This window comes from Halopseudomonas salina (assembly GCF_014637955.1).
GTDB classification, from domain to species: Bacteria; Pseudomonadota; Gammaproteobacteria; order Pseudomonadales; family Pseudomonadaceae; genus Halopseudomonas; species Halopseudomonas salina.
Window position 1 is genome coordinate 815,434 of record NZ_BMFF01000001.1, and the last position, 21,079, is coordinate 836,512.

The window sequence follows — 21,079 nt, forward strand, 5'->3', positions numbered from 1 at the left end:
TCATGGTTTGGCTCCTTCGAGAAAACTCAACATGCGTGCAGTCACCTCCTGGTGTTGCAAGTTTCCGCCGTGGCCACCCCGTGGGAAGAGGTACGCACGCTCTCCAAAGGTGTCGGCGAGGTAGCGATAGTCTTCCCGGGTCAGAATGAAGTCATCAGCATTGGTAATCACCGCCATGCGCGTGTTTCCGGAAATATGATCATCAATGCTTTGCAGGCTGGTTTCAAAAGCCATGTCTTCAATGGTCTTCTCGGCATTGCGGCTTTGCCAGTCAGGCCACAGTTGGTTACGCACATAACAGCTGAAATCACAGAACAGGGCTCGGCGCAGGTAGGGAGTAAGCGAAGTGCTGACTGTAATACGCTGGTTAGTAGGAGCGTATCGTCCTTTGTCGTTGATCAGGTCGGCCATGAAATTGAGATCCGCCGCAGCAAAGCGAAAGACGGCGCCGACCAGCATGGCCATTTCCGCATCGGACAGCGCCTCTTCAGAGGTCTGAATGCCTTCAAATACGGTGCTCTCGATATCACTATCACCGCGCTGCGCAAAATAACGCGAGAGCTTGTCGAAAATGTGTTCGTAGAAACTTTCGGTACTGTCTACACCCGGCACGTTGGTGTGGGATAGCGCATCCAGGCGCCTGATCGAGTCGTACAGATTCACGGGCGGATTGAGCATCAGTACTCGGGTAAAGTCGAATTGACCCAGGTGTTCATCAAGTTCGCTGACGAAGGCCGCGTTCATTGCTCCCAAGCTGAACCCCACCATCCTGAACTCTGTTGCCTCCAGCCCGGTTTTGTTGCGTGCATGCTCCAGGGCTACAGACATTGCCGTGTGCAGATCGCGCGCATCCCTCTGGCCCAGGCCTGGCAGGCCGCTGGTGGAAGCCGAAGCAATGAAGTCGAAGTTGGTCGGTGAAGACATGACAATCACGTGCATACCGGCCTGCCAATACAGCGCTTTCAGGTAGTCCAGACGCGCGCTGTCATAACCCGAGCCGCTACCGGCCAGAAGAAAGACCAGGGGTGCAGGCTCGTCATGCCAGGCAACGCGAAAGCCCATTTTACTGTAGAACTCAAAAGCAGGTGGGAGTGTGCGGTCCGGTATCACCCTGACCCGCAGGTCTTCCTGCTGAATATCTGGTTCACTAGGTACTGTGGCACGCAGAGGCTCTGGCGTTCCTCCGATAGTAGATAGAAAGGCGTTGATGTCCGGATAGCTGAAATCGTCGGCGCTTACCGCTGGTGCACCAAGCGTAACAGTGGCGAAGAAAAGGGAGAGAAGGAGTCTGGGCATCGAGCTATTCCGTGGCGGGTTCACAAGTAGTACCCAAAATACGGCAATTAGTTCCTCAACGCCCTTAAAATTGCGTAATTCAGGTTATTTCAGGCACGAATGACTGAGCGAAACCGACCAGCAAAATTGACACCACCGCGCTGCTCTATCCGCTTCCAGATCTTTTCATGAAAGTGAAAGGCGACCGTATTGACTGCCGGCTCCACGAGAGCAACCGCACCCCCGATCAGCAAGCTGCCGGTCATTGCGTATACAACGGCAAAGGCAATGAAAAAATGCATAATCGCGAAGGTTGTTGTCTTGATCATGATATACCCCAAATCCTGTTAATGGGAATCATTCCCGTATGAACAGAGAGTATACGAATCACTGAAGCTGTCAAAACAGAATTATACGATGGGTTTGATTATGTTTATCTATAAGGGTCAGCGGTGTGATAGATATTTATATCTGATCACGCCGCCGCTGTCGAAGTCGCTAGCGCAACTGCTCGGCAGAATTACTCCTCGAAATCAAAGTCCAGTAACTGCTTTTGCAAGCGGCGCTCTTCAAGGTAGTTATCTATCAGTCGGCGCTTGGTCAGACTGTTCTTGGAATTGCTTGAAGAATCCGTATCAGGCGTATCGTCCTCTTCCACGAAATCGTCGTCGTCCAGCTCTATCTCGGTTTTTGCTTTGGCCATGACTCAACTCCACAGTGACGTTGCCATTTGCGCACCTTATAGCGGCTGATCGAGCCAAGCGGAAATAGATTTTTTCAATCATGAGTACAGCTGAGGGCGAAGGTTTTGCTACTAGGAGGTTTTGTGCTTGTATTCGCACAGATCTTCAATGCGACAACTCCCGCACTGTGGCGTGCGCGCCTTGCAGACGTAGCGTCCGTGGAGGATCAACCAATGGTGGGCATCTACCAGAAAATCCTTAGGTACATGTTTCATCAGTCCGTCTTCAACCTCGCGAACGTTCTTCCCCTTGGCGATGCCCGTACGATTACTGACGCGGAAAATATGCGTATCCACGGCCATGGCCGAATGACCAAAAGCTGTGTTGAGGACGACGTTTGCGGTCTTGCGACCCACGCCGGGGAGAGCCTCCAGGGCCTCGCGGTTATCGGGCACCTGGCTGTCATGGTTTTCCATGAGCAGGCGGCAGGTTTCAATCACATTGCGTGCCTTGCTATTGAACAGCCCGATGGTCTTGATGTATTCCGAGAGGCCTGCCACACCAAGACTGAAAATGGCCTCGGGTGTATTGGCCACCGGGTAGAGTCTGGCAGTGGCCTTGTTCACGCCTACATCGGTAGCCTGTGCAGACAATATGACGGCAATCAATAGCTCGAAGGGGGTGCTGTAGTGCAGCTCGGTAGTCGGGGTCGGATTGTCCTCGCGCAACCGCTGAAAGATTTCCAGGCGTTTTTGCTTGTTCATATCCTGCTCAGTTCACCGTGCCAGTTACGCGCACCCGCTTGCCGCCCGCAGCGGGCTTTGCCGCCCTTGCCGCAGCCCGCTCCTTCACAATGCCGTCAATCACGTTCTTGAGGGCAATCAACAGACCCATGAACAGGAAAGCACCGGGCGGCAGGATCACGAAAAGCACATCCTTGTAGTTGGGGAACACAACAATCCGCCAGTCAGCTGCAATGGGTCCCAACAGCAGGTCCATACCGGCAAAGAGAGTGCCATAGCCCACCAGCTCTCGCAGCATGCCCAGGACCAGCAGCACCAGGGCGAACCCCAGGCCCATCATGAAACCGTCCACAACCGAGGGCAGGATCGGATGCTTGGAGGCATAGGCATCGGCCCGGCCCAGAATCGCGCAGTTGGTGACGATCAACGGAATGAAGATGCCCAGGATCAGGAACAGTTCGTAGGTATACGCCTGCATCAGCAATTCGATACAGGTGGTCAGCGCGGCAATTATCATCACAAAGGCAGGCAGCCGGACGGCATCGGTCACAGCGCTGCGTATGATCGACACCGCCAGGTTGGAACCGACAAGAACCAGAATGGTGGCGATACCCAGCCCGAGGCCATTCACTGCCGTGCTGCTAACGCCCAGCAGGGGGCAGAGCCCCAGCAGCTGCACCAGCCCCGGATTGTTATGCCAAAGCCCTTGAGCGGTAATCTGGGAGAGTTTGGTGCTAGCCATTGGCAGGCTCCTGTTCGGTTGTTTCCAGCAGCGTGGCGCGATGTTCTTCGAAGTAATGCAATGCGCGATAAACTGCCTGGACTACGGCCCTGGGTGTGATTGTTGCTCCGACAAACTGGTCGAATGCACCGTCGTCCTTGCGTACGCCCCAGTTTTCAGGGGCGGGCATGGTCAGGCTTGTGCCGTTGAATTCCAGTATCCAGTCGCTCTTGGCCAGCTCCACCTTATCACCCAGGCCGGGTGTCTCACGGTGACTGGTCACGCGTACGCCTGCGATTTCGCCGTCGGCACGAATACCCACCAACAGATCGATACGCCCACTGTAGCCATCGGGCGCTACCGCCGGCAGGATTACAGCTACTACTTCGCCGTCTACACGGCCACGGTAGGCTTCGCTCGGAGCTGGCAGGCTCAGAAATGCCTTGTCGCTGACGACAAATGTGTCATCCAGCAAGTCGTTGTCATGCTGCTCCTCGGGAAGGATTTGCGTTAGGGCGCTCATCTGGATGCGGCGCTTTTCTTCGGCAATACGTTCTGCTGTGCCTTGCTGGGTAACGGCGATCAACCCCACGGTAAACATCGCAAATACCCCGAGGATGATGCTGTTGCGAACAACCGAGCTGCCAGCGGTAAGCGGATTTTGCATGGTCAGTCCACCTTGCCCATGCCGCGCTCAGCCTTGCGATGGCCGTATGTGCGCGGAGTGGTGTAATAGTCGATGGTGGGCGCGGCCAGGTTCATCAGCAGCACAGCGAAGGCAACTGCGTCCGGGTAGCCGCCCCAGGCGCGGATGATATACACCAGCACGCCAACACCCATACCGAATACCAGTCGTCCCAGCTTGCTGGTTGCCCCGGATACTGGATCGGTGACAATGAAAAATGCCCCCAGCATGGCGGCGCCGCTGAACAGGTGGAACAGTGGCGACCCGTTGGAGCCGGAACCCGATCCACCCCAGAACAACAGACTCATGACAAATAGCGCGCCGAGCATGCCAACGGGTGCGTGCCAGGTGAATATTTTTTTGTAAATCAGCAATAAGCCGCCGGCCAGGTAGGCAAGATTGACCCACTCCCAGACATTGCCCCCGAAGGCGCCGAAAACAGGCTGCTGCGATGCAAGCTCTGCCATGGTCAGGCTGTCGTTGTTTTTCAGAACGTCCAGCGGTGTAGCTGCCGTCCAGCCATCGATCGCTTGAACGCCAATTGAGAAAACACGCTGCAGAGACTCAAGTAACCCCAGGGTGGCCTGCACGTCCGGCAATGCTTCACCTACGCCACGCCAGGCTGGCCAGGTGGTCATCTCCACTGGAAAGGAGATGAGCACTACTGCGTATCCGAGCATGGCCGGATTGAATGGGTTCTGCCCCAGGCCGCCATATAGCTGTTTGCCAAACACAATCGCAAAGCTGGTAGCAATCAGCACCAACCACCAGGGTGACAGGGGTGGCAAAGCCAAGGCCAGGAGCCAGGCGGTAACCAGCGCGCTGCCGTCACTGATAAAGAAGTTGATCGGACGCTTGCGTATTCGCAGGATCAGCACTTCGGCACCCAAAGCAAAAGCGCTTGCCAGCACTATGTTGATCAATGTGCCCCAGCCAAAGAACCAGGTCATTGCCAGCACACCGGGAAGCGTCGCAGCCAGAACCCAGAGCATGATGGTCTGCGTGCGATTGTTGCCCTTGGCGTGGGGCGAGGTCATACGCACCAGAGCCATCAGTCGGTCTCCTTGCTGGCCATGTGATCGGCGAAGGCCTTGGCAGCGCTATCCAGCGCTTTTCTGGCCTCGGTCAGTTCGGCTTCCAGTTGCTGGTTATCAGGCCCATCTTGCAGGGCTCGCTCCGCTTTCCTGAACGCAGCTTTGGCCATCGCCATGTCAGTTTTCAGTTGTCGCGTGGTGTCGTCTATCGGTTTCTTGTCGACTCGCTCACGGGCAGGCGGTGGGACTGTGCTGTTGGCCTCGGACTGTTCGACCTTTTGCAAGGCGTCGTTCAGTTTTGACCTGGCGCCTTCCACCCCAGCTTGCAGCGATGGGTCGCTGGGGTTCTCTGCCAGTGACCGCTCCGCCTTCTTCAGCTCTGCCTTTGCCATCGCGGCATCCAGCTTGGCCTTCTTTATGTTCTCGTCTACCGGTTTCTTCGGCGTATCGACCTGGGGTAGGCGTGCCTCTGCGGTTGCCACCTGTTCACGCAGGGCATGGATTTCCTTTTGCTGCTCCTCGGTTGGCGACTCACCAGCGGCGCGCTCTGCTTTCTTGAGGGAAGCGCGGATCATGGCCGCCTCGATCTTCAGCCGCTTGGCTTCGTCATCCGCCCCGGAGGAGGGAGGCGGGGCCGTCTTGACCGATGTCTCACCGAGTGCCTCATCATAGGCACGTTGAGTTTGCTCGCAGGCGTTTTCCAGCTCGGGTATCTGGGCTTTGAGTTCGTCACTGTCGGGATTGCTCGCCAACTGCTTGCGGGCCTTTTTAAGCGCCATCTGGGCGGTAGCAGCGGCGATCTTCAATTGCTTCTGATCTGCAGTGAGCCCGGTGGGCTTGTTGGCTTCCAAACGGGCAACATCGGGTTGTTCTTCGCCGGACACACTGGCTGCGTTCACCGCCTGTTGTTCCTTGGCCGCCTTCATCCGCGCTGCCTTCTCGGCACGCGCCTGGCGTTCCAGCTCCTTTTGCTCCGCTTCACGTTCCAGACGCTGCAGGCGATGCTCGAAGCGTTGTTTGGAATGGTCTGCCTTGTGCTGCTGTAGATCCAGCGCGCGAATTTCCGCCTTGGATGCACGGTAGTACTGCACTAGTGGAATGCTGCTGGGGCAAACGTAGGAGCAGGCCCCGCACTCGATGCAGTCAAACAGGTTGAGTCTTTTGAGCTGGTCGTAGTCCTTACCCATCGCAAACCAGTGCAACTGTTGGGGTAGCAGAGCGGCGGGGCAGACTTCCGAGCATAAGCCGCAGCGAATGCAGGGCTGTGCTGCGGGGGGCGGCGGCAGTTCATCGCGGGTACCGGCGAGCAGGCAGTTACTTGTCTTGATCACCGGGGCGTCAAGGCTCTGGAGGGTAAATCCCATCATCGGCCCGCCCATGACCAGGCGATAAAGCTTGTCTGGCTGCACACCTGCAAACTCCAGCAGATCACGGATCGGCGTGCCAATCAGAGCCAGTACATTGGTCGGACGGCTCAGGGCTGCGCCTGTCAGGGTAGTCACCCGGCTGATCAGCGGCTGACCGAGAATAACCGCATCATGGATCGCGATCATGGTGCCGATGTTCTGGCACACCATGCCGATATCGGCCGGCAGTCCCCCGCTGGGTACTTCCTTGCCGGTCAGGATCTGAATCAGCTGCTTCTCGCCGCCCGAGGGGTATTTTGTCGGGAAGGACACCACCTGCATGGCCTTATCGCCCACGGCTCGGCGCATGGCCTCGAGGGCTTCGGGTTTGTTGTCCTCAATACCGATTAGGACTTCGTCCGGTTTGAGGATGTGCATAAGGATCTCGATACCGGAGACCACTTCCGGCGCCCGGTAACGCATCGCTGTATCGTCAGCGGTAATGTATGGCTCGCATTCGGTACCGTTGATGATCAGGGTGTGGATTTTCTGCTCCGGCCGAGCCTTGAGCTTTACGGACGTCGGAAAACCAGCGCCGCCCATACCACTGATACCCGCGGTGCGGATAATTTCAAGCAGAGAAGGCGCTTCGAGTTGGCGATAGTCAACAATGGGCTGCAAGGTCGTCCATTGGTCTCTGCCATCGCTTTCCAGGGTTATAGCCCATTCTTCCAGCCCTGAAGCGTGGGGGAAGGCTGCCGGACCGATTGCGGTGACCGTGCCTGAGGTTGGGGCATGCAGAGCTGAACTCACCATACCGCTGGCTTCGGCCAGCATCTGGCCCTTGAGCACAGAGTCGCCCACCGCCACTACGGGCTCTGAGCGCGCGCCAATGTGCTGCAGTAGCGGCAAAATCAGACGCTTGGGCAGTGGTGGCGTCTCCAGGCCGCGCTGCACGGACTGGTGTTTGTTTTCCTCGGGGTGAATGCCGCCGTGGATATCCCAGATACGAATCGGCTGTTCCATCAGAGGGCTCCCCGGTCAGTAGCAATCAAGCCTTGCGGCGGCAGGGGGTAGTCCCATTTCCAGTTCTGCGTGGTAGTGGGTAGTGGCACCATATCGATGCAGTCAACCGGACAGGGCTCAACACACAGATCGCAACCGGTGCACTCGTCGACTATAACGGTATGCATCTGCTTGGCCGCCCCCAGGATCGCATCCACCGGGCAGGCCTGAATGCACTTGGTGCAGCCAATGCACTCGGCTTCGCGAATATAGGCAACGGTACGCGGCTTTTCTTCGCCGTGTTCAGCGTCCAGAGGCAGCACTTCCACATCCAGCAGATCAGCCAGGGCCTGGATCGTTGATTCGCCGCCTGGCGGACACTTGTTTATCGGCTCGCCGCCATTGGCGATGCCTTCAGCGTACGGCTTGCAGCCAGGGTGACCACACTGACCACACTGCGTCTGCGGCAGCAGGGCGTTGATCTGGTCAACAATGGGGTCGCCTTCGACCCGAAAACGGATGGCCGCGTAACCGAGTATCGCGCCAAAGATCAACGCCAGTATGAGCAGGACCAGGATTGCAGTTATGACGACAGACATGCCTACAACCTTATCAAGCCGGTGAAGCCCATGAACGCCAGGGACATCAGCCCGGCAGTGATCATACCGATGGCTGCGCCGCGGAACGGGGCGGGCACATCGGCAATGGCGATGCGTTCACGCAGGCCGGCAAACAGAATCAGGATCAAGGAGAAGCCCAGCGCTGCGCCCAGCCCGTATACCGCAGACTTCATGAAGGTCTGCTCGGCACGGTTGGTGTTCAGCAGCGCCACACCCAGCACCGCGCAGTTGGTGGTGATCAGTGGCAGGAAAATGCCCAGTACGCGATACAGCAGCGGGCTGGTCTTGTGTACGACCATCTCGGTGAACTGCACGACCACGGCGATCACCAGGATGAACGAAATGGTGCGCAGAAATTCCAGCTCGAAGGGCACCAGAATGTACTGGAAGGTCAGGTAGCTGAGGATCGACGCCAGCGTCAGCACAAAAGTCGTCGCCATCGACATGCCAATGGCCGTCTCCAGCTTGCTTGATACGCCCATGAAAGGGCACAGCCCGAGAAACTGTACGAGTACGAAATTGTTGACCAGTATGGTACTGACCAGGATGAGGGCAAATTCCGTCATTTTACCTAACCATAGTGTGATCGCTGGGAAACGCTGGTCTTACTTTACCCGCTGGCCTGGCTTGGCGCCCGCATCGGGGCTGAGCAGGTAAATCTCTTCGCCACCGGGACCTGCGGCAAGCACCATACCCTCGGACACGCCAAATTTCATCTTGCGCGCAGCCAGGTTGGCTACATACAGCGTCAGCCTGCCTTCCAGCTTGCCCGGATCCGGGTAAGCGCTCTTGATTCCGGAGAACACATTGCGCTTGGCGTCACCAATATCCAAGGTCAGACGCAGCAACTTGTCTGCGCCCTCGACGAACTCGGCTTTTTCGATCAATGCCACGCGCAGATCCACTGCCGCAAAGGTGTTGAAATCGATCTCCTCGGCAATCGGTTCCTTTGTCAGCTCACCATTGCCCGCAGCAGCGGGGGCGCTTTCACTGGCGGCGGCTTCCAGATCTTCCTTGGAGGCTTCGACCATGGCTTCAATCTTGGCTGGCTCGATACGAGTCAGCAGTGGGCGGAACGCGTTGAGCTGGTGATCGGCCAGCAGTGTCTCGTGGCTGCTCCAGGTCAATTCCGGCACATTCAGGAAAGCTTCGGCATCAGCTGCAAGCTTCGGCAGTACCGGCTTGAGAAAGATCACCAACTGGCGGAACAGGTTGATACCCAGGGAGCAGATGGCTTGTACTTCGTCCTGCTTGCCTTCCACCTTGTTCAGGGACCAGGGCGCCTTGTCGGCGATCCAGGCGTTGGCTCTGTCCGCCAGGCCCATGATTTCGCGCATAGCCCTGGAAAAGTCACGCTTTTCGTAGGCCTCGGCAATGCTCGGCGCAGCCGCAGCAAAGGCTTCAGTCAGCTCTGGTGCGGGGTTGGCCGCAACCATGACACCGCCATTGCCCTTGTGAATAAAGCCGGCGCAGCGGCTGGCAATGTTCACAACCTTACCAACCAGATCCGAATTCACTTTCTGTACAAAGTCATCCAGGCTCAAGTCCATGTCTTCCACGCCGCGGCTCAGCTTGGCCGCGTAGTAGTAGCGCAGGTATTCCGGGGACAGATGGTCCAGATAGGTGCGCGCCTTGATAAAGGTGCCGCGGGACTTGGACATCTTCTGTCCGTTCACCGTCAGATACCCGTGCACATTCACCGCGGTTGGCTTGCGAAAGCCTGCACCCTCGAGCATGGCCGGCCAGAACAGCGTATGGAAGTTGATGATGTCCTTGCCGATGAAGTGATACAGCTCGGCCTCGGAATCGGCAGCCCAGAAGGCATCAAAGCTCAGCTCCGGATGCCGCTCGCACAGATTCTTGAAACTGGCCATGTAGCCAATAGGCGCATCCAGCCATACATAGAAGTACTTGCCCGGCTCACCGGGAATCTCGAAGCCGAAGTAGGGGGCATCACGACTGATGTCCCACTCGTGCAGCCCGGAGTCCAGCCACTCGGCAATCTTGTTCGCGACTGCATCTTGCAGAGTGCCGCTGCGCGTCCACTCCTTGAGCATGTCACTGAAGTCCTGCAGACGGAAAAAGAAATGCTTGGAATCCTTCAATACCGGCGTCGCGCCGGAGATCGCCGAGCGCGGGTTCTTCAGCTCGGTCGGTTCATAGGTCGCGCCGCACTTCTCGCAGTTGTCACCGTACTGGTCTTCTGCCGCACATTTGGGGCAGGTGCCCTTGATGAAGCGGTCGGCAAGAAACATCTCCTTCTCGGGATCAAAATACTGGGTCACCGAGCGCGTGCTGATATGGCCAGCTTCTTTCAGGCGCGCATAGATTAGCTCGGAGAAGTATTTGTTCTCCTCCGAATGTGTGGAGTGGTAGTTGTCAAAGTTGACCAGAAAATCGGCGAAATCCGCTGTGTGTTCGGCTTTTACGTTGTCAATCAACTGCTCGGAGGTAATGCCTTCCTTCTCTGCCCGCAACATGATCGCCGAACCATGGGCATCGTCGGCACACACGTAAATGCACCGATTACCGCGCAGCTTCTGAAAGCGCACCCAGATGTCAGTCTGGATGTATTCAAGCATGTGCCCCAAATGGATCGAGCCATTGGCATAGGGCAGGGCGCTGGTGACGAGGATCTGGCGAGGTGTCGTGAGGCTGGGCATGGACATTCGGCTTCTGTTGAGGACGGATGAAAAAGGGGTGAATGATAGCAGAGTAGGTGGGGTGGGGGTATCACAGCAGCCCGGCAGAGTTCCTGATGAGTCTCCATGAAATAACCCACCTATTTACTCGGATAGCGCGTATAACTGATTCGGTAAGCGAATATTGCGCCAGACTCCCATCCCGACGCCATCTCCCAATCCTGAATTTTACTGATAACAATCAGGGATTGAGCGCGTCTGTTTCAGATTCGAGTTTCCTCATCACCGAAAGCGGTTGCCGATTATCGGGCAGCCAGCATTCGACCATAGGTAATCTCCATGAAAAAATCTCTTCCTATCGCCAGGTTACTGGCGGTCAGCGCTATCGTGCTCTCAGGTCTTGCTCTGGCAGGCTGTCTGGGTGGCGGCGGTGGCAGCAGCTCTGATGTTGCAGCCCCGACCACGCCAGCCCTGGTGCAAATCGCGGACTCCGACCTGATCCAGGCAGTCCGCCCGATCAGCGGCAGCACCAGCGTCGACAGCAACAAGAATCTGGCTGTTACCTTCAACCAGGATATGGACGGCAGCACGATCAACAGCACCTCATTCCTGTTGCAAGGCGAAAGCGGTCCAGCGGTCATCGGTGCGGTCTCATATGATGCGCCCACACGCACTGCTATCTTCAACCCGGACAGTGGTCTGACAGATGACACTCTGTATACAGCTACTCTGACTACCGACGTCGAAGATGCTCTAGGCGTCGCCTTGGAAGAAGATCTCAGCTGGCAGTTCACTACGGGCAGCACGGCAGATGCAGTTGCACCTACGGTCAGCTTCAGTACTGCTGATGGCGCAACGGATGTGCCGGTCAATCGGGATATCACCGCTGTGTTTTCCGAGAGCGTAGATCCCACCACGGTAACTGCTGACAGCTTTACGCTGGAAACAGCAGGCGTGTTGGTTTCAGGTACGGTGAGCTATACCGGTAGCACTGCGGTTTTCAATCCGACCGCAGCCCTGTTGCCTGGTACCCTGTACACCGCGACCCTGACCACCGCGATAACTGACCTGGCCAATCCGGCCAATGCTTTGGCAGCAAACCAGAGTGTGGATTTCACCACAGCTGTCGCGCAGGCGCTTGCTCAAGGCCCGGATCCGGTCCCATTGGGTACTGCCGGCAACTTCGTGATTCTGTCCAAGACCGGTATCACTACAACCGGCGTCACCGCTATCACGGGTGATATCGGCGTAAGTCCGATCGACGAAGCTGCAATCACTGGCTTCGCGCAGACACGTGACTCGTCCAACACCTTCTCCGAATCTGGACTGGTAACGGGCAAGATCTACGCCGCCAACATGGCTTCACCCACACCGACCAACCTGACCACTGCGATCAGCGATATGGAGCTGGCCTTCAATAACGCGGCAGGGCGCAGCAACCCAACGGCCACTGAAGTGGGTGCCGGTGATATCAGCAATGAGATCTTCGCTCCCGGTTTGTACAAGTGGGGCACCGAAGTAAGTGCATCAGCTGATTTCACCTTTGATGGCGGCGCCAACGATGTGTGGATCATGCAGATTTCACAGGATCTTCTGCTGGGTACTGGCGTAGCCGTGCAACTGACAGGCGGCGCCCGGGCTGAAAACATCTTCTGGCAGGTGTCTGGTCAAGCGACACTGCGCACAGGCGCAACACTCAAAGGTATTTTGCTGAGCAAGACCCAGATCGTGATGGAAACGGGTGCTACCTTTAACGGTCGTGCACTTGCACAGACTCTGGTAACACTGGATGCGGTAACGGCTACTCAGCCCTGAGCCTGGTAGTCATAAATGAAAAAAGGACCCCTCGGGGTCCTTTTTTATTGCTCTGGCTCAATACAAACACCAACAGAACAGACTGAAGCACACCGGATTTTACTCCAGCTCCGGGTCAATCTCGCCGGGTCTTAATTGAAGTTGAATGCCGAGCAAAAACTTGCGCAGGATCTGATCCTGGCATTCACGATAATTCTTATTGCCGGGCTTGCGAAAAAAAGCACTTAATTCGTGCTTGCTTAAACGAAAGTCGGCTAGCTCCAATACATGCAGAACGTCTTCAGCCTGTAAATTGAGCGCAATCCGCAGCTTTTGCAAAACCATATTATTGTTAAGCCGCTCTTCCAGGGGTGGTTGCACTCCATCACGCTTGCCACGCTTGAAGATAATCAGGCCATTCAGAAAAGCGACCATGCTGCGGTCGTTGAGCTTGAGGAAACCATCGTCATCCTCTCTCTTCAACCAGCCAGCTACTTGCTCTAGCGTTACGTCAGTATCTGCCAAGGCACATATGTCGATTACGGCACTGTCTTTCAAATCAAACGTATAACGTAAGCGGCGCAAAATATCATTGTTGGTCAAAATGCATTCCCTGGTCTTGGATAAGCCTACGTTTACAGAAGGTAGCTTGGGGCTTGGATTGTACTGATATAAGACGTTATTGCTCGGTGGATGCGGAGGCCAGAAACAGCACAACACTCAGCTGTAAAAGGCTTCAACCTTGCCCTTCAATGTGATCAGCAACGGCTGACCGCGACGATCCAGCGCCTTGGGAGAAGGGGATTTTATCCAGCCTTCACTGATGCAATACTCCTCCACATTGGTGCGTTCTTTGCCGTTCAGCTTGATACCAACATTATGTTCGAAAATGGCTTCCACATAATGCGGGCTGCGTGGATTGGTCGACAATCTATCGGGTAAGGGAGGTAGCGAATCAGTATCGGTCATGCGAAGGTCCTGCGCTGGAATTGGGTCAAACATCTTAGACAGTAAGGAACGAGCACTCAAGCACCCCAACCAGGTTTTCAGCGCCGCAAATCCGGGCAGTCGGCAATTTGGCGGCAACATCCATAGCGCCCAGGGATTTTGCGCTACAATGCGCGGATCTAGCCAAATCGGGTGCTCTATGAAAGTGTGTGGCGTTGAAATCAACAGTAATGATGTGAATCTATGTTTGTTGTCCCTGTCTGACGACATCTTTGAGCTGCCGGATTTCCGCTCCAGGCGGCTGACGTTGACAGACATCAACAGCACACGCGAGCTGCGCTATTTTCAGCAGACCTTTGCCAAGCTGATGCAGGATTACCAGGTGGATAGGGTGGTTATTCGCCAGCGACCGATGAAAGGTAAATTTGCCGGCGGTGCGGTTGGTTTCAAGCTGGAAGCGGCAATCGAACTGATCAGCGACCTGGACGTGATAATCCTGTCCACGACCGACATCAAGGAATCACTGAAGCGCAACCCGATACAGATTGACTACGCCGAAACCGACCTCAAGGTCTACCAGGAGGTTGCTTTCAATACGGCCTATGCGTATCTGATGAAAGACAAATACGCCGCCTAGGCAGCCTGAGAGCGCCAACCCCGCAGAAGATCAGACGCTGAACTGAAACCCGCTATTTGGCTTTTTGCGGAACATATGCTGCCTCGAACTGGGGCAGGTCGTCGTTGATGGACCACCAATTGGCTTTTGACCCAGTATAGAAATGAGCCGCAGGCCTTGCTGCCAACGGCTCATTGATGAGCCCCGCTCGGATGCGAAGCACACCAGGCAGAGTGTCTTTTTTGCTGTAGATCGGCGACCCGCATTTACCGCAAAAAACCCTCTGTTTACCCGGCGACGCCTCGAAAGATCGAAGCAATTCAGCTCCGCCGTCCAACAGGAAAGTGGTTTCCTTCACAGGTGTATTTGTAGCGAAGGCTGTGCCTTGTGCTTTGCGGCATTGGGAACAATGGCACACCTGAATGGGCTCCAGCTCCCCTTGAATCCGGAAGTGAACCCCACCGCACAAGCAATTGCCTGTATACACGCGCATCTCCTGTTCTGGACTAACGCCCGCCATCACCGGTGACAGAACCGCAGCGAAGCGGAGGTTTTGGCATACGGTGCATGGCTTGGTTATGCAGCATGTAGGGGCTTGATCCGATCCACTTCTTCTTTGATCGTCTGAGCCGCCGTCCAAAGATCAACAGAACGCTGCGCATTCAGCCAGAACTCTGGTGAATTACCAAACAAACGGGCAAGCCGAAGCGCCATTTCAGGACTGACAGCACGGCGTTCGCGCAGTAATTCATTAATTGACTGGCGAGAAACACCCAGAGATTCAGCCAACCCGGCAACGGATAGCCCATAGTCCGGAAGGAAATCCTCCCTCAGCATCTCGCCAGGATGAGTTGGCTTGCGCTGCATGCCGGCAGTATTAAGAATAGCCATAGTCATCACCTCACTCAGTGGTAGTCACACACTTCGACTTCATACGCATCGCCATCTTCAAAACGGAAACATATCCGGTTAGGGTTTTAAAGAGAAACTCTGCGCTATGAAAATAGTTAAACTCATTTCCGAGCTTTTGGCATGCGTGAACTAATGAGCCTGAGGAAAATAGCTCGCGATGAAATTCTGGAACTCTGTCTTCAATACGCCCGATTTTAATTTCTTGCTCGGGTGCTATTAGGCACAAAAATGGAGCTACTTTCTCAAAGCTAATTGGCAGGATTGCATGAAGGCCATGGCACGCCGTCATTAGAATAACCAGCTCGTTATTAAGCTTGATGTTTAAAATCCTAAGGCTATCAATGACCGATTCCCAGTCAATAAGCTCTCCAGTTATACCAATATCTAAACCGCGCTCTTGGGATCCGTGCATGTCAAAGTGGATAATTGGCCTAAGCCCTTTATCAATTCCGTAAATTATTTCCTCTAGTAGCTGAAAGTAACCGTCGCCGCTATTTATCCGTGCGTGCGAAAAATTAAAGTCACCTCCATCAGCGTCCGCCGAGGATTACGAAACACTTCTGCCTTGGCGTTGCGGGCAAGTACCCACTTACTGATCTAAAGCGATCCACGCAGATGGGGTTTATGGATCGCTTACTTTTTACGACGCTTGTTGGAAAACTCACTATCTGCAAAAGTAAGTTGATGGCTCATGATGGGTTCTTTCTGAGTTATCATTTGTGGCAGATTATTTCATATTAGGGACTTATTCGCATGTTCCCTAGGTAAAAATCTGCCATAGGTTCAATGGTTTACAAGGTAAAGAGCTTTCGTCATTGCCGTCCCCATTCCTTTCCACCCATTTCTACCAACCGAGACGCGGCTCGTCGAAAGGAAAAGACGAGATCATTGGCGGCCGATAATTGTGCCAGTGACACGCCACTTCGACCCGTCGCCGACCACTCAAATTGGTCACCCTCTTTGGTGCGAATCATGGTCGTCGCAAAGGAACTCGAGTTCCCCCCCTTCTCACTGACAAACAACTCTTCATTTCCATCACTGCTTTCAACTTGCACTTCAAACTCGACAAATAATTCATCGAGCGGGACTTTTGCCGCTAGCACCAAGCGGGTGCGAGATTCATAACACACGTCAATGAGGGTCACGAATCGTCGCGCTTCGTCGAGGTGATTGGCGTCTAATTGCGGCACCTGGTCCATGATGAGGACCTGAAATCGGTCGCAGAGGGAAATATAATCGGCCGCGCCGAGTGGTTGGTAGCATAACTCGGAAAAGTCAAACCAGGCGCACCGGTCATTCAATCGGGCGACCTGGATGGTGCGACCGAAGGGTACGCGAATGGCCTCGGCCTCAGTTCCGGATGCAGTGCCACCAAATATTTCTTTCAACTGCGCCTGCATGTTGTTATCACTATTATTAACGCCGTGAACATCCTTGTTTGACCAAAAATAGGATTGACCATCAGCTCGAGTTTCGAGTCGATAATCCTTGGCGGAATCCTCCATGGAGATAATGTCGAACGTGTGTTTTAACATGTCTATGAATGGCAAAAAGAGGGATCGGTTAATGCCTCCCTCATACAAGGCATCGGGGGAGCGATTCGAGGTGGCCACCACCACGACATTCCAATCCAATAATAATAAAAAAAGTCGTTTCAAAATCATGGCATCGGCAACGTCTGTTACTTGAAATTCATCGAAACAGAGGAGTTGGGCTTCCTGTGCCAATTGCTGCGCAATGATGGGTATCGCATCATCTCGTGGGTGCTTCTGTTTGTAGACAAAGATTCGATGATGGACGTCTAGCATGAATTCATGAAAGTGGACGCGGCGTTTGGTAATTTTTACGTGTTTGAAGCTGTGGCTGTCATTATTACAGCAAGAATCATCAGGAACATTAACCGACGCGTAAAAGAGATCCATTAGAAAGCTCTTGCCGACCCCGACCGGTCCATGAATGTACATGCCTCGCGGTGGTGGACCAAAAGACCACAAATGGAATTTCTTTCGAAGAAAGGACTGAGCGGATGCCAAGGATCGCGTCAGTAACAGTAACAGCGGACTGCTGCTTGTAGAGCTGCTCTCTGTCGGTCTGTCGGTGCGCACGGGTACTGGTTGGAGCGAGGAAAGAGACTCATGCAGGGCATCGAGTTTTGCCGCCAGAGCGACTTGCGCGTCATCTCGTCGCATCTCCTCCACATCCACCTTGCGTTCATACGCCGCTGTCACGGGGCCTGTCGGGAGGGACCGCCGAGCAACGCGATGTTGTGCTGCCATATTCTTCATCACCATCTTCATCATCAACATGGTGAGTTTATCAACATGGTAAGGAAAGTACGATCAAGTCCGCTTCTTCCCGCTTCTTTCGATTGTCTCAGGTCTAGGGACTTATTCGCAATTTACCTCGTCGGTTTCCCCAAGATCTTCGAGGAGTTGCGAAAGCGTATAAGAGACCCTTTCCTCCTCTCGGGTTTCCGCATCTAGTAAATCACACAGAAGCCCAGTCAGAGCTTACTCTTGCCAGGGTCGTTTACGTGTGAGTCGGCTAGCCACCACATCATCTAATGCATCGAAATGCCTTAGGAGCAGTCGGATCGTGCGAGGTGATAACACTAGATCTATTCCTCTATATGTTTAACGCTAAGAGAAGCGGCGGCTGAAAGCCGTCCGCCTTACGCTATTTGTTAAACGTGGTTCGTTTCCCGCACTAAGTGCCGGACTTGGATTGGCGCATTTTCTTCCATCGGAGCGATCACATGAATGAGCTCTCGTGATTCAGCGAGCTCCACCAGGTGCTCTGACAATAGGATCTCAATCCTCTCCAAATATTCAGGTACTTTCTTATGGAAGGCCAATGAACTCTTCCCTTTCGAAAACGGATTCTGCGAGTGAAGCATAGCTCCACATTTATCGTATAGCCGTTCGAACTGTTTTCTCGTGAGGTATCCACCTTGCAATCTCTTCCAACCTTGCCGATTAGAACCGTCTATTGGGACTGGGTAGAACTCAGGATTAATGCCTTCAATCTTGCGCAAGATCCTTGCTGCATGCCAATCCTTCGCAATATCGCTTCTCACAGACCGATAGGCCTCTTGGTATGACACGAGCGTGGAGAACGCAATCAGCTCAAGCAATTTCCGTAACTGAAGGGCTTCCGATTCAATCGTGGTCTGAAGATAGGTGCAGTGTGTTTTTCCGGACGTAAAGTCACGCAGTGTTTCTACCCTATAGCGACACTCCAACATCATCGAAGCATATTTTCTGCGAGCTCTGCTTTCCATGCTTCACCGTTTAACGCCCGCAGCACGCGCGGCTTTGTAATGAAGGCGCAGCCGCAATGAAATAGCCGTCGCTGTGCCTGCGATTGTTATAGGTTTGCGCGGTACTTTGCATGACATTCTTTTATATCTTGTACCGCGCCTAGCAAGCCTTGCTCTTTTATGATTGGCCAAATGTCTCGAAGAAAGCACCTTGCCTCAGATAAGGGTAGTGCTAACATTTCTTCGGGCAGCCAGTCGTCATTCATCGCAAATTCGATGGTACTTGCAATGTCTTGATAAATTTTTCTGGCGTTCTCATCAGGTAGCTCGTTTAGCTGTTGCCATGCGCCATCATATTCAATGAGTTCTTTGATACGTGCAGAGCCTGGTGAATTTTCGTTCTCCCAGCGATTAGATCTAACGGCCTCTCTAATCATTGAGATTATTGCCTCCTGAGCCTGATCCATCTGATTACCTATAACGCGGAGCTTTGCGGCAATTTTGTAGCCGCGAAGCGGTGGAGAAATTGTCCGACAAAAGCGAATTGTTATAACCCGATCTTAAAGGCATCACTTGTGACTCTGGCCTTCGTGACTATCCAAGAATTCTCGTTGCGCAAAATACTAAGACTGAATAGATAGGAGTTCTCCTCATATCGGCAGCTCGCTGTTGTGTCGGCAACCGTTTCATTAAATGACGAAGTTATAGAAGATTCAAATTCACAGCCTAGCAATTTGCCTTCAGAATCCAGAGCCTTAACTATATAGTCAGCAGTATTCAGCTCGTTTATTATTGGTTCAGCAAAATACTCTTCTAATTTGGTCCAGTCACGCTCATCGAATATTTCTGCTTGTAGCGAGCGGCTAAAAATAGCTAGCTCATCGTAATATTTTGATGAGCTGAGGGTCGCGAAAATCAAGAAAATAATGATCAGAGTGATCTGAATCCAAAAAATAATGCCTGATATTTGAAGAAATTTTTTCATGATTTATAACGCCCGCCATAAACGGCGCGAGGAACGAGCGTCCGGCGACCGCAGGGAGCGTATTTAATGGCTTGGTTATGTGTACTCACTGAAATCAGCCTCTTCCTTCGTGAACTCGCCGCTTGCTAGCAGTACACGCTCGATGTCAGCAATTACTTGAACATTATTTTCAGGCGCAAGAATGAAAAAAGCCCATATATCATCATCCAGTTCATATTCACCATTTTCATACCGCCAAAATGAAACAAATTCATCCGTAGCTATTGCGATAGCAGCTGCGTCTAGGGATGGGTGTCGCGCAGGCTTAGCATGCAGCCCTTGAGCGAGAATGCTCTGTACATCAGGGAAGCTGGCGCCACGATGCTCTCCCCAGAACTCCACTAAAAGCTCTTTCGATTTGTACCCAGGTCTTACTCGAAATTTCTCCATGCTCTATTTACACATAACGCCCGGCACACGTGCCGATTTGTAGCCGCGGAGCGGCGGAGAATCGGTCACTGTGCTGCCGATTGTTATGTTTGCCACCTAACATCCTAACTTCCACCGAACGTTTTTACGGCAAGCCATGGGAGTACCAGGATAAGCGACGCCAGCGAAAGCAACCGACCCGCCCGACTACTAGCGGGGTAGTTTATTTTCATTTCTGCGTAAAAGGGCCAAAACTGAAGCCAGCCTTTAACTCTTCCATGCTTCTGCTCCGAGGAATGAAGCACATACATAGTCAGGAACAGCCACACGGCTCCAAAGAGTAGCGACAGGATTGCGAGCACGCCTAGGATTTTTTCCATGCTAAACATAACGTGTGAACTCATGGGCCGGTTTGTAGCCGCGGAGCGGCGGAGAAGTGGTCCCGTGCAGTGACTTGTTAATAGGCTTAACCTCCAAACTTCTGCCTTGCGTAAAGCAGGCCCAGTATTGGGATAAAGGCCACCGCAACGAGTAGGAAAGCAAATTCTGACTCTGATAAAAACCCAAGAGCCCACGAAACTGTCACAACCATCAGCGCAAAGGCCAGAACAATAAGGCTCCAACCCACAACAGCGGCGAATGCCTGAGGATTTTTGGCCTTAGATTCATCCCATCCAGCAATGAGCTTTCGCTTCTGCTTGAATGCGACAAGATAGCCGAGTACCCCACAAGGTATTGCCCCTGTGAAAAGTACTATCATCGCCGCTATCTCTGTTTCAGACATGCTCAAATAGCCCTATAAGCCTATTAACGTTTGGTTAAGGGGCGGCTTTAGCCCGTCCCAGTGAGCGCAGCGAACGGTTTGAACCAGTTGTTAGATGTTAACTGCACGCTTACCTCTTAATGTTTCAAATATTTTTATTGATACAGGTGCGTTAAATTCTTTTCCACGCAATGAAAATATGAAGAAAAATATAAGACTTACTAGATAGTAGCCTGCTGATATTAGCATGATTATTGTTTTTGATAGGCCGCTAGATATTATTGGAATAGTAAACTCTCCGTCTCTGGCTACAATTAATAAGGCGGAATTTATTAATCCAAGCGCCAAGACAAGTAATAGTATTGATATTGTAAGATCGAATATTTTTAGGGCGGTGAGGCTTGCGAAGTTAAGTGAGCGTTTTCTGAAGACAAAGTACAGTATTGCTGGGGTAACTAATAGAAGCCATACAGAAATGTAATTCGATGCGAATAAAAAAGCCGGTATTGCAGCCGATAACAGGCGTTCTTTTTTACTGACGAACATAGGTAATTCCGTTTAACGCCCGCAGCACGCGCAGCTTTGTAGTGAAGGCGAAGCCGCAACGAAAAAGCTGTCGCTGTGCCTGCGATTGTTAGCA

At 53.4% G+C, this 21,079-nt stretch carries 25 protein-coding genes; 2 read left to right on the forward strand and 23 right to left on the reverse strand.

Annotation, left to right across the window (positions count from 1 at the left end):
- The 11 genes from IEV54_RS03860 to metG all read right to left on the reverse strand — a co-directional run bounded on the left by IEV54_RS03860 (nt 1) and on the right by metG (nt 10,775).
- Nucleotides 1–1,296, reverse strand: coding sequence for a serine/threonine protein kinase (locus tag IEV54_RS03860; protein WP_150277151.1), 1,296 nt, complete (start codon nt 1,294–1,296; stop codon nt 1–3).
- Nucleotides 1,297–1,385: 89 nt separating this feature from the next.
- Complete coding sequence (locus IEV54_RS03865) at nt 1,386–1,604, reverse strand: DUF2061 domain-containing protein (protein WP_150277150.1); 219 nt, start codon at nt 1,602–1,604, stop codon at nt 1,386–1,388.
- A gap of 191 nt (nt 1,605–1,795) precedes the next feature.
- Complete coding sequence (locus IEV54_RS03870; RefSeq protein ID WP_150277149.1) at nt 1,796–1,978, reverse strand: PA3496 family putative envelope integrity protein; 183 nt, start codon at nt 1,976–1,978, stop codon at nt 1,796–1,798.
- Nucleotides 1,979–2,089: 111 nt separating this feature from the next.
- Nucleotides 2,090–2,722 carry an endonuclease III gene (gene nth / locus IEV54_RS03875; RefSeq protein WP_150277148.1) on the reverse strand — a complete coding sequence of 211 codons (633 nt, stop codon included), beginning with the start codon at nt 2,720–2,722 and terminating at the stop codon, nt 2,090–2,092.
- A 7-nt stretch (nt 2,723–2,729) separates the two neighbouring features.
- Nucleotides 2,730–3,443, reverse strand: coding sequence for an electron transport complex subunit E (locus tag IEV54_RS03880; RefSeq protein WP_150277147.1), 714 nt, complete (start codon nt 3,441–3,443; stop codon nt 2,730–2,732).
- Nucleotides 3,436–4,089, reverse strand: a complete 654-nt coding sequence (gene rsxG, locus IEV54_RS03885; RefSeq protein WP_150277146.1) for an electron transport complex subunit RsxG — start codon at nt 4,087–4,089, stop codon at nt 3,436–3,438. The genes IEV54_RS03880 and rsxG overlap by 8 nt, the downstream gene beginning before the upstream one ends.
- A gap of 2 nt (nt 4,090–4,091) precedes the next feature.
- Nucleotides 4,092–5,159: an electron transport complex subunit RsxD gene (rsxD, locus tag IEV54_RS03890; RefSeq protein WP_150277145.1), complete on the reverse strand. Its 1,068-nt coding sequence runs from the start codon at nt 5,157–5,159 to the stop codon at nt 4,092–4,094.
- Complete coding sequence (gene rsxC, locus IEV54_RS03895) at nt 5,159–7,513, reverse strand: electron transport complex subunit RsxC (protein WP_150277144.1); 2,355 nt, start codon at nt 7,511–7,513, stop codon at nt 5,159–5,161. The genes rsxD and rsxC overlap by 1 nt, the downstream gene beginning before the upstream one ends.
- Nucleotides 7,513–8,091, reverse strand: coding sequence for an electron transport complex subunit RsxB (gene rsxB / locus IEV54_RS03900; protein WP_150277143.1), 579 nt, complete (start codon nt 8,089–8,091; stop codon nt 7,513–7,515). Before rsxB ends, rsxC begins: the two co-directional genes overlap by 1 nt.
- 2 nt (nt 8,092–8,093) lie before the next feature.
- The gene (gene rsxA / locus IEV54_RS03905; RefSeq protein ID WP_150277142.1) at nt 8,094–8,678 is read right to left on the reverse strand and encodes an electron transport complex subunit RsxA; all 585 of its coding nucleotides are present in this window, start codon (nt 8,676–8,678) and stop codon (nt 8,094–8,096) included.
- 39 nt (nt 8,679–8,717) lie between these two features.
- Nucleotides 8,718–10,775, reverse strand: a complete 2,058-nt coding sequence (gene metG / locus IEV54_RS03910; RefSeq protein ID WP_150277141.1) for a methionine--tRNA ligase — start codon at nt 10,773–10,775, stop codon at nt 8,718–8,720.
- A 318-nt stretch (nt 10,776–11,093) separates the two neighbouring features.
- On the opposite strand from metG, the gene IEV54_RS03915 reads away from it, so the two are divergent.
- Complete coding sequence (locus IEV54_RS03915; protein ID WP_150277140.1) at nt 11,094–12,569, forward strand: ice-binding family protein; 1,476 nt, start codon at nt 11,094–11,096, stop codon at nt 12,567–12,569.
- 99 nt (nt 12,570–12,668) lie between these two features.
- Here the strand turns inward: IEV54_RS03915 and IEV54_RS03920 are convergent, their stop codons facing one another.
- Both IEV54_RS03920 and IEV54_RS03925 read right to left on the reverse strand, forming a co-directional pair.
- Entirely contained in the window at nt 12,669–13,151 is a 483-nt protein-coding gene (locus IEV54_RS03920; RefSeq protein ID WP_150277139.1) for a YehS family protein, read from the reverse strand.
- 117 nt (nt 13,152–13,268) lie between these two features.
- Nucleotides 13,269–13,517 carry a DUF3297 family protein gene (locus IEV54_RS03925; RefSeq protein WP_150277138.1) on the reverse strand — a complete coding sequence of 83 codons (249 nt, stop codon included), beginning with the start codon at nt 13,515–13,517 and terminating at the stop codon, nt 13,269–13,271.
- Nucleotides 13,518–13,695: 178 nt separating this feature from the next.
- On the opposite strand from IEV54_RS03925, the gene IEV54_RS03930 reads away from it, so the two are divergent.
- On the forward strand, nt 13,696–14,133 hold the full coding sequence (locus tag IEV54_RS03930) for a DUF3010 family protein (RefSeq protein WP_150277137.1): 438 nt from the start codon (nt 13,696–13,698) through the stop codon (nt 14,131–14,133).
- Between the two features lie 52 nt (nt 14,134–14,185).
- Here IEV54_RS03930 and IEV54_RS03935 read toward each other — a convergent pair whose 3' ends face one another.
- From IEV54_RS03935 to IEV54_RS03975, 10 genes are all read right to left on the reverse strand, one after another.
- The gene (locus IEV54_RS03935) at nt 14,186–14,599 is read right to left on the reverse strand and encodes a GFA family protein (protein WP_223825412.1); all 414 of its coding nucleotides are present in this window, start codon (nt 14,597–14,599) and stop codon (nt 14,186–14,188) included.
- A gap of 89 nt (nt 14,600–14,688) precedes the next feature.
- Nucleotides 14,689–15,003, reverse strand: a complete 315-nt coding sequence (locus IEV54_RS03940) for a HigA family addiction module antitoxin (RefSeq protein WP_150277135.1) — start codon at nt 15,001–15,003, stop codon at nt 14,689–14,691.
- A 10-nt stretch (nt 15,004–15,013) separates the two neighbouring features.
- Nucleotides 15,014–15,436, reverse strand: coding sequence for a hypothetical protein (locus tag IEV54_RS03945; RefSeq protein ID WP_188434307.1), 423 nt, complete (start codon nt 15,434–15,436; stop codon nt 15,014–15,016).
- Between the two features lie 400 nt (nt 15,437–15,836).
- Entirely contained in the window at nt 15,837–17,330 is a 1,494-nt protein-coding gene (zapE, locus tag IEV54_RS03950; RefSeq protein WP_150277134.1) for a cell division protein ZapE, read from the reverse strand.
- Between the two features lie 377 nt (nt 17,331–17,707).
- Entirely contained in the window at nt 17,708–18,304 is a 597-nt protein-coding gene (locus tag IEV54_RS17315) for a hypothetical protein (RefSeq protein ID WP_229734500.1), read from the reverse strand.
- Between the two features lie 86 nt (nt 18,305–18,390).
- A complete protein-coding gene (locus IEV54_RS03955) occupies nt 18,391–18,750 on the reverse strand; it encodes a hypothetical protein (RefSeq protein WP_188434308.1) in 360 nt (119 codons plus the stop codon).
- A gap of 80 nt (nt 18,751–18,830) precedes the next feature.
- Nucleotides 18,831–19,268 (reverse strand): hypothetical protein, encoded by a 438-nt coding sequence (locus tag IEV54_RS03960; protein ID WP_150279447.1) that lies wholly within the window; start codon nt 19,266–19,268, stop codon nt 18,831–18,833.
- A gap of 75 nt (nt 19,269–19,343) precedes the next feature.
- Nucleotides 19,344–19,697, reverse strand: a complete 354-nt coding sequence (locus IEV54_RS03965) for a hypothetical protein (protein ID WP_150279446.1) — start codon at nt 19,695–19,697, stop codon at nt 19,344–19,346.
- A gap of 445 nt (nt 19,698–20,142) precedes the next feature.
- The gene (locus IEV54_RS03970; RefSeq protein ID WP_150279445.1) at nt 20,143–20,460 is read right to left on the reverse strand and encodes a hypothetical protein; all 318 of its coding nucleotides are present in this window, start codon (nt 20,458–20,460) and stop codon (nt 20,143–20,145) included.
- 90 nt (nt 20,461–20,550) lie between these two features.
- Complete coding sequence (locus IEV54_RS03975; RefSeq protein WP_150279444.1) at nt 20,551–20,985, reverse strand: hypothetical protein; 435 nt, start codon at nt 20,983–20,985, stop codon at nt 20,551–20,553.
- Between the last annotated feature and the right edge of the window lie 94 nt (nt 20,986–21,079).

What these genes read in the sequence shown, in the direction of transcription:
- nth (WP_150277148.1), bottom strand. Translation starts at nt 2,722, where the DNA reads ATGAACAAGCAAAAACGCCTGGAAATCTTTCAGCGGTTGCGCGAGGAC.
- IEV54_RS03860 (WP_150277151.1), bottom strand. Translation starts at nt 1,296, where the DNA reads ATGCCCAGACTCCTTCTCTCCCTTTTCTTCGCCACTGTTACGCTTGGT.
- IEV54_RS03930 (WP_150277137.1), top strand. Translation starts at nt 13,696, where the DNA reads ATGAAAGTGTGTGGCGTTGAAATCAACAGTAATGATGTGAATCTATGT.
- rsxG (WP_150277146.1), bottom strand. Translation starts at nt 4,089, where the DNA reads ATGCAAAATCCGCTTACCGCTGGCAGCTCGGTTGTTCGCAACAGCATC.
- IEV54_RS17315 (WP_229734500.1), bottom strand. Translation starts at nt 18,304, where the DNA reads ATGGAAAGCAGAGCTCGCAGAAAATATGCTTCGATGATGTTGGAGTGT.
- IEV54_RS03960 (WP_150279447.1), bottom strand. Translation starts at nt 19,268, where the DNA reads ATGAAAAAATTTCTTCAAATATCAGGCATTATTTTTTGGATTCAGATC.
- IEV54_RS03915 (WP_150277140.1), top strand. Translation starts at nt 11,094, where the DNA reads ATGAAAAAATCTCTTCCTATCGCCAGGTTACTGGCGGTCAGCGCTATC.
- IEV54_RS03975 (WP_150279444.1), bottom strand. Translation starts at nt 20,985, where the DNA reads ATGTTCGTCAGTAAAAAAGAACGCCTGTTATCGGCTGCAATACCGGCT.
- IEV54_RS03865 (WP_150277150.1), bottom strand. Translation starts at nt 1,604, where the DNA reads ATGATCAAGACAACAACCTTCGCGATTATGCATTTTTTCATTGCCTTT.
- rsxB (WP_150277143.1), bottom strand. Translation starts at nt 8,091, where the DNA reads ATGTCTGTCGTCATAACTGCAATCCTGGTCCTGCTCATACTGGCGTTG.
- IEV54_RS03925 (WP_150277138.1), bottom strand. Translation starts at nt 13,517, where the DNA reads ATGACCGATACTGATTCGCTACCTCCCTTACCCGATAGATTGTCGACC.
- IEV54_RS03965 (WP_150279446.1), bottom strand. Translation starts at nt 19,697, where the DNA reads ATGGAGAAATTTCGAGTAAGACCTGGGTACAAATCGAAAGAGCTTTTA.
- IEV54_RS03970 (WP_150279445.1), bottom strand. Translation starts at nt 20,460, where the DNA reads ATGTCTGAAACAGAGATAGCGGCGATGATAGTACTTTTCACAGGGGCA.
- IEV54_RS03955 (WP_188434308.1), bottom strand. Translation starts at nt 18,750, where the DNA reads ATGGATCAGGCTCAGGAGGCAATAATCTCAATGATTAGAGAGGCCGTT.
- IEV54_RS03940 (WP_150277135.1), bottom strand. Translation starts at nt 15,003, where the DNA reads ATGGCTATTCTTAATACTGCCGGCATGCAGCGCAAGCCAACTCATCCT.
- rsxA (WP_150277142.1), bottom strand. Translation starts at nt 8,678, where the DNA reads ATGACGGAATTTGCCCTCATCCTGGTCAGTACCATACTGGTCAACAAT.
- IEV54_RS03870 (WP_150277149.1), bottom strand. Translation starts at nt 1,978, where the DNA reads ATGGCCAAAGCAAAAACCGAGATAGAGCTGGACGACGACGATTTCGTG.
- rsxC (WP_150277144.1), bottom strand. Translation starts at nt 7,513, where the DNA reads ATGGAACAGCCGATTCGTATCTGGGATATCCACGGCGGCATTCACCCC.
- IEV54_RS03945 (WP_188434307.1), bottom strand. Translation starts at nt 15,436, where the DNA reads ATGCACGGATCCCAAGAGCGCGGTTTAGATATTGGTATAACTGGAGAG.
- metG (WP_150277141.1), bottom strand. Translation starts at nt 10,775, where the DNA reads ATGCCCAGCCTCACGACACCTCGCCAGATCCTCGTCACCAGCGCCCTG.
- rsxD (WP_150277145.1), bottom strand. Translation starts at nt 5,159, where the DNA reads ATGGCTCTGGTGCGTATGACCTCGCCCCACGCCAAGGGCAACAATCGC.
- zapE (WP_150277134.1), bottom strand. Translation starts at nt 17,330, where the DNA reads ATGTTGATGATGAAGATGGTGATGAAGAATATGGCAGCACAACATCGC.
- IEV54_RS03880 (WP_150277147.1), bottom strand. Translation starts at nt 3,443, where the DNA reads ATGGCTAGCACCAAACTCTCCCAGATTACCGCTCAAGGGCTTTGGCAT.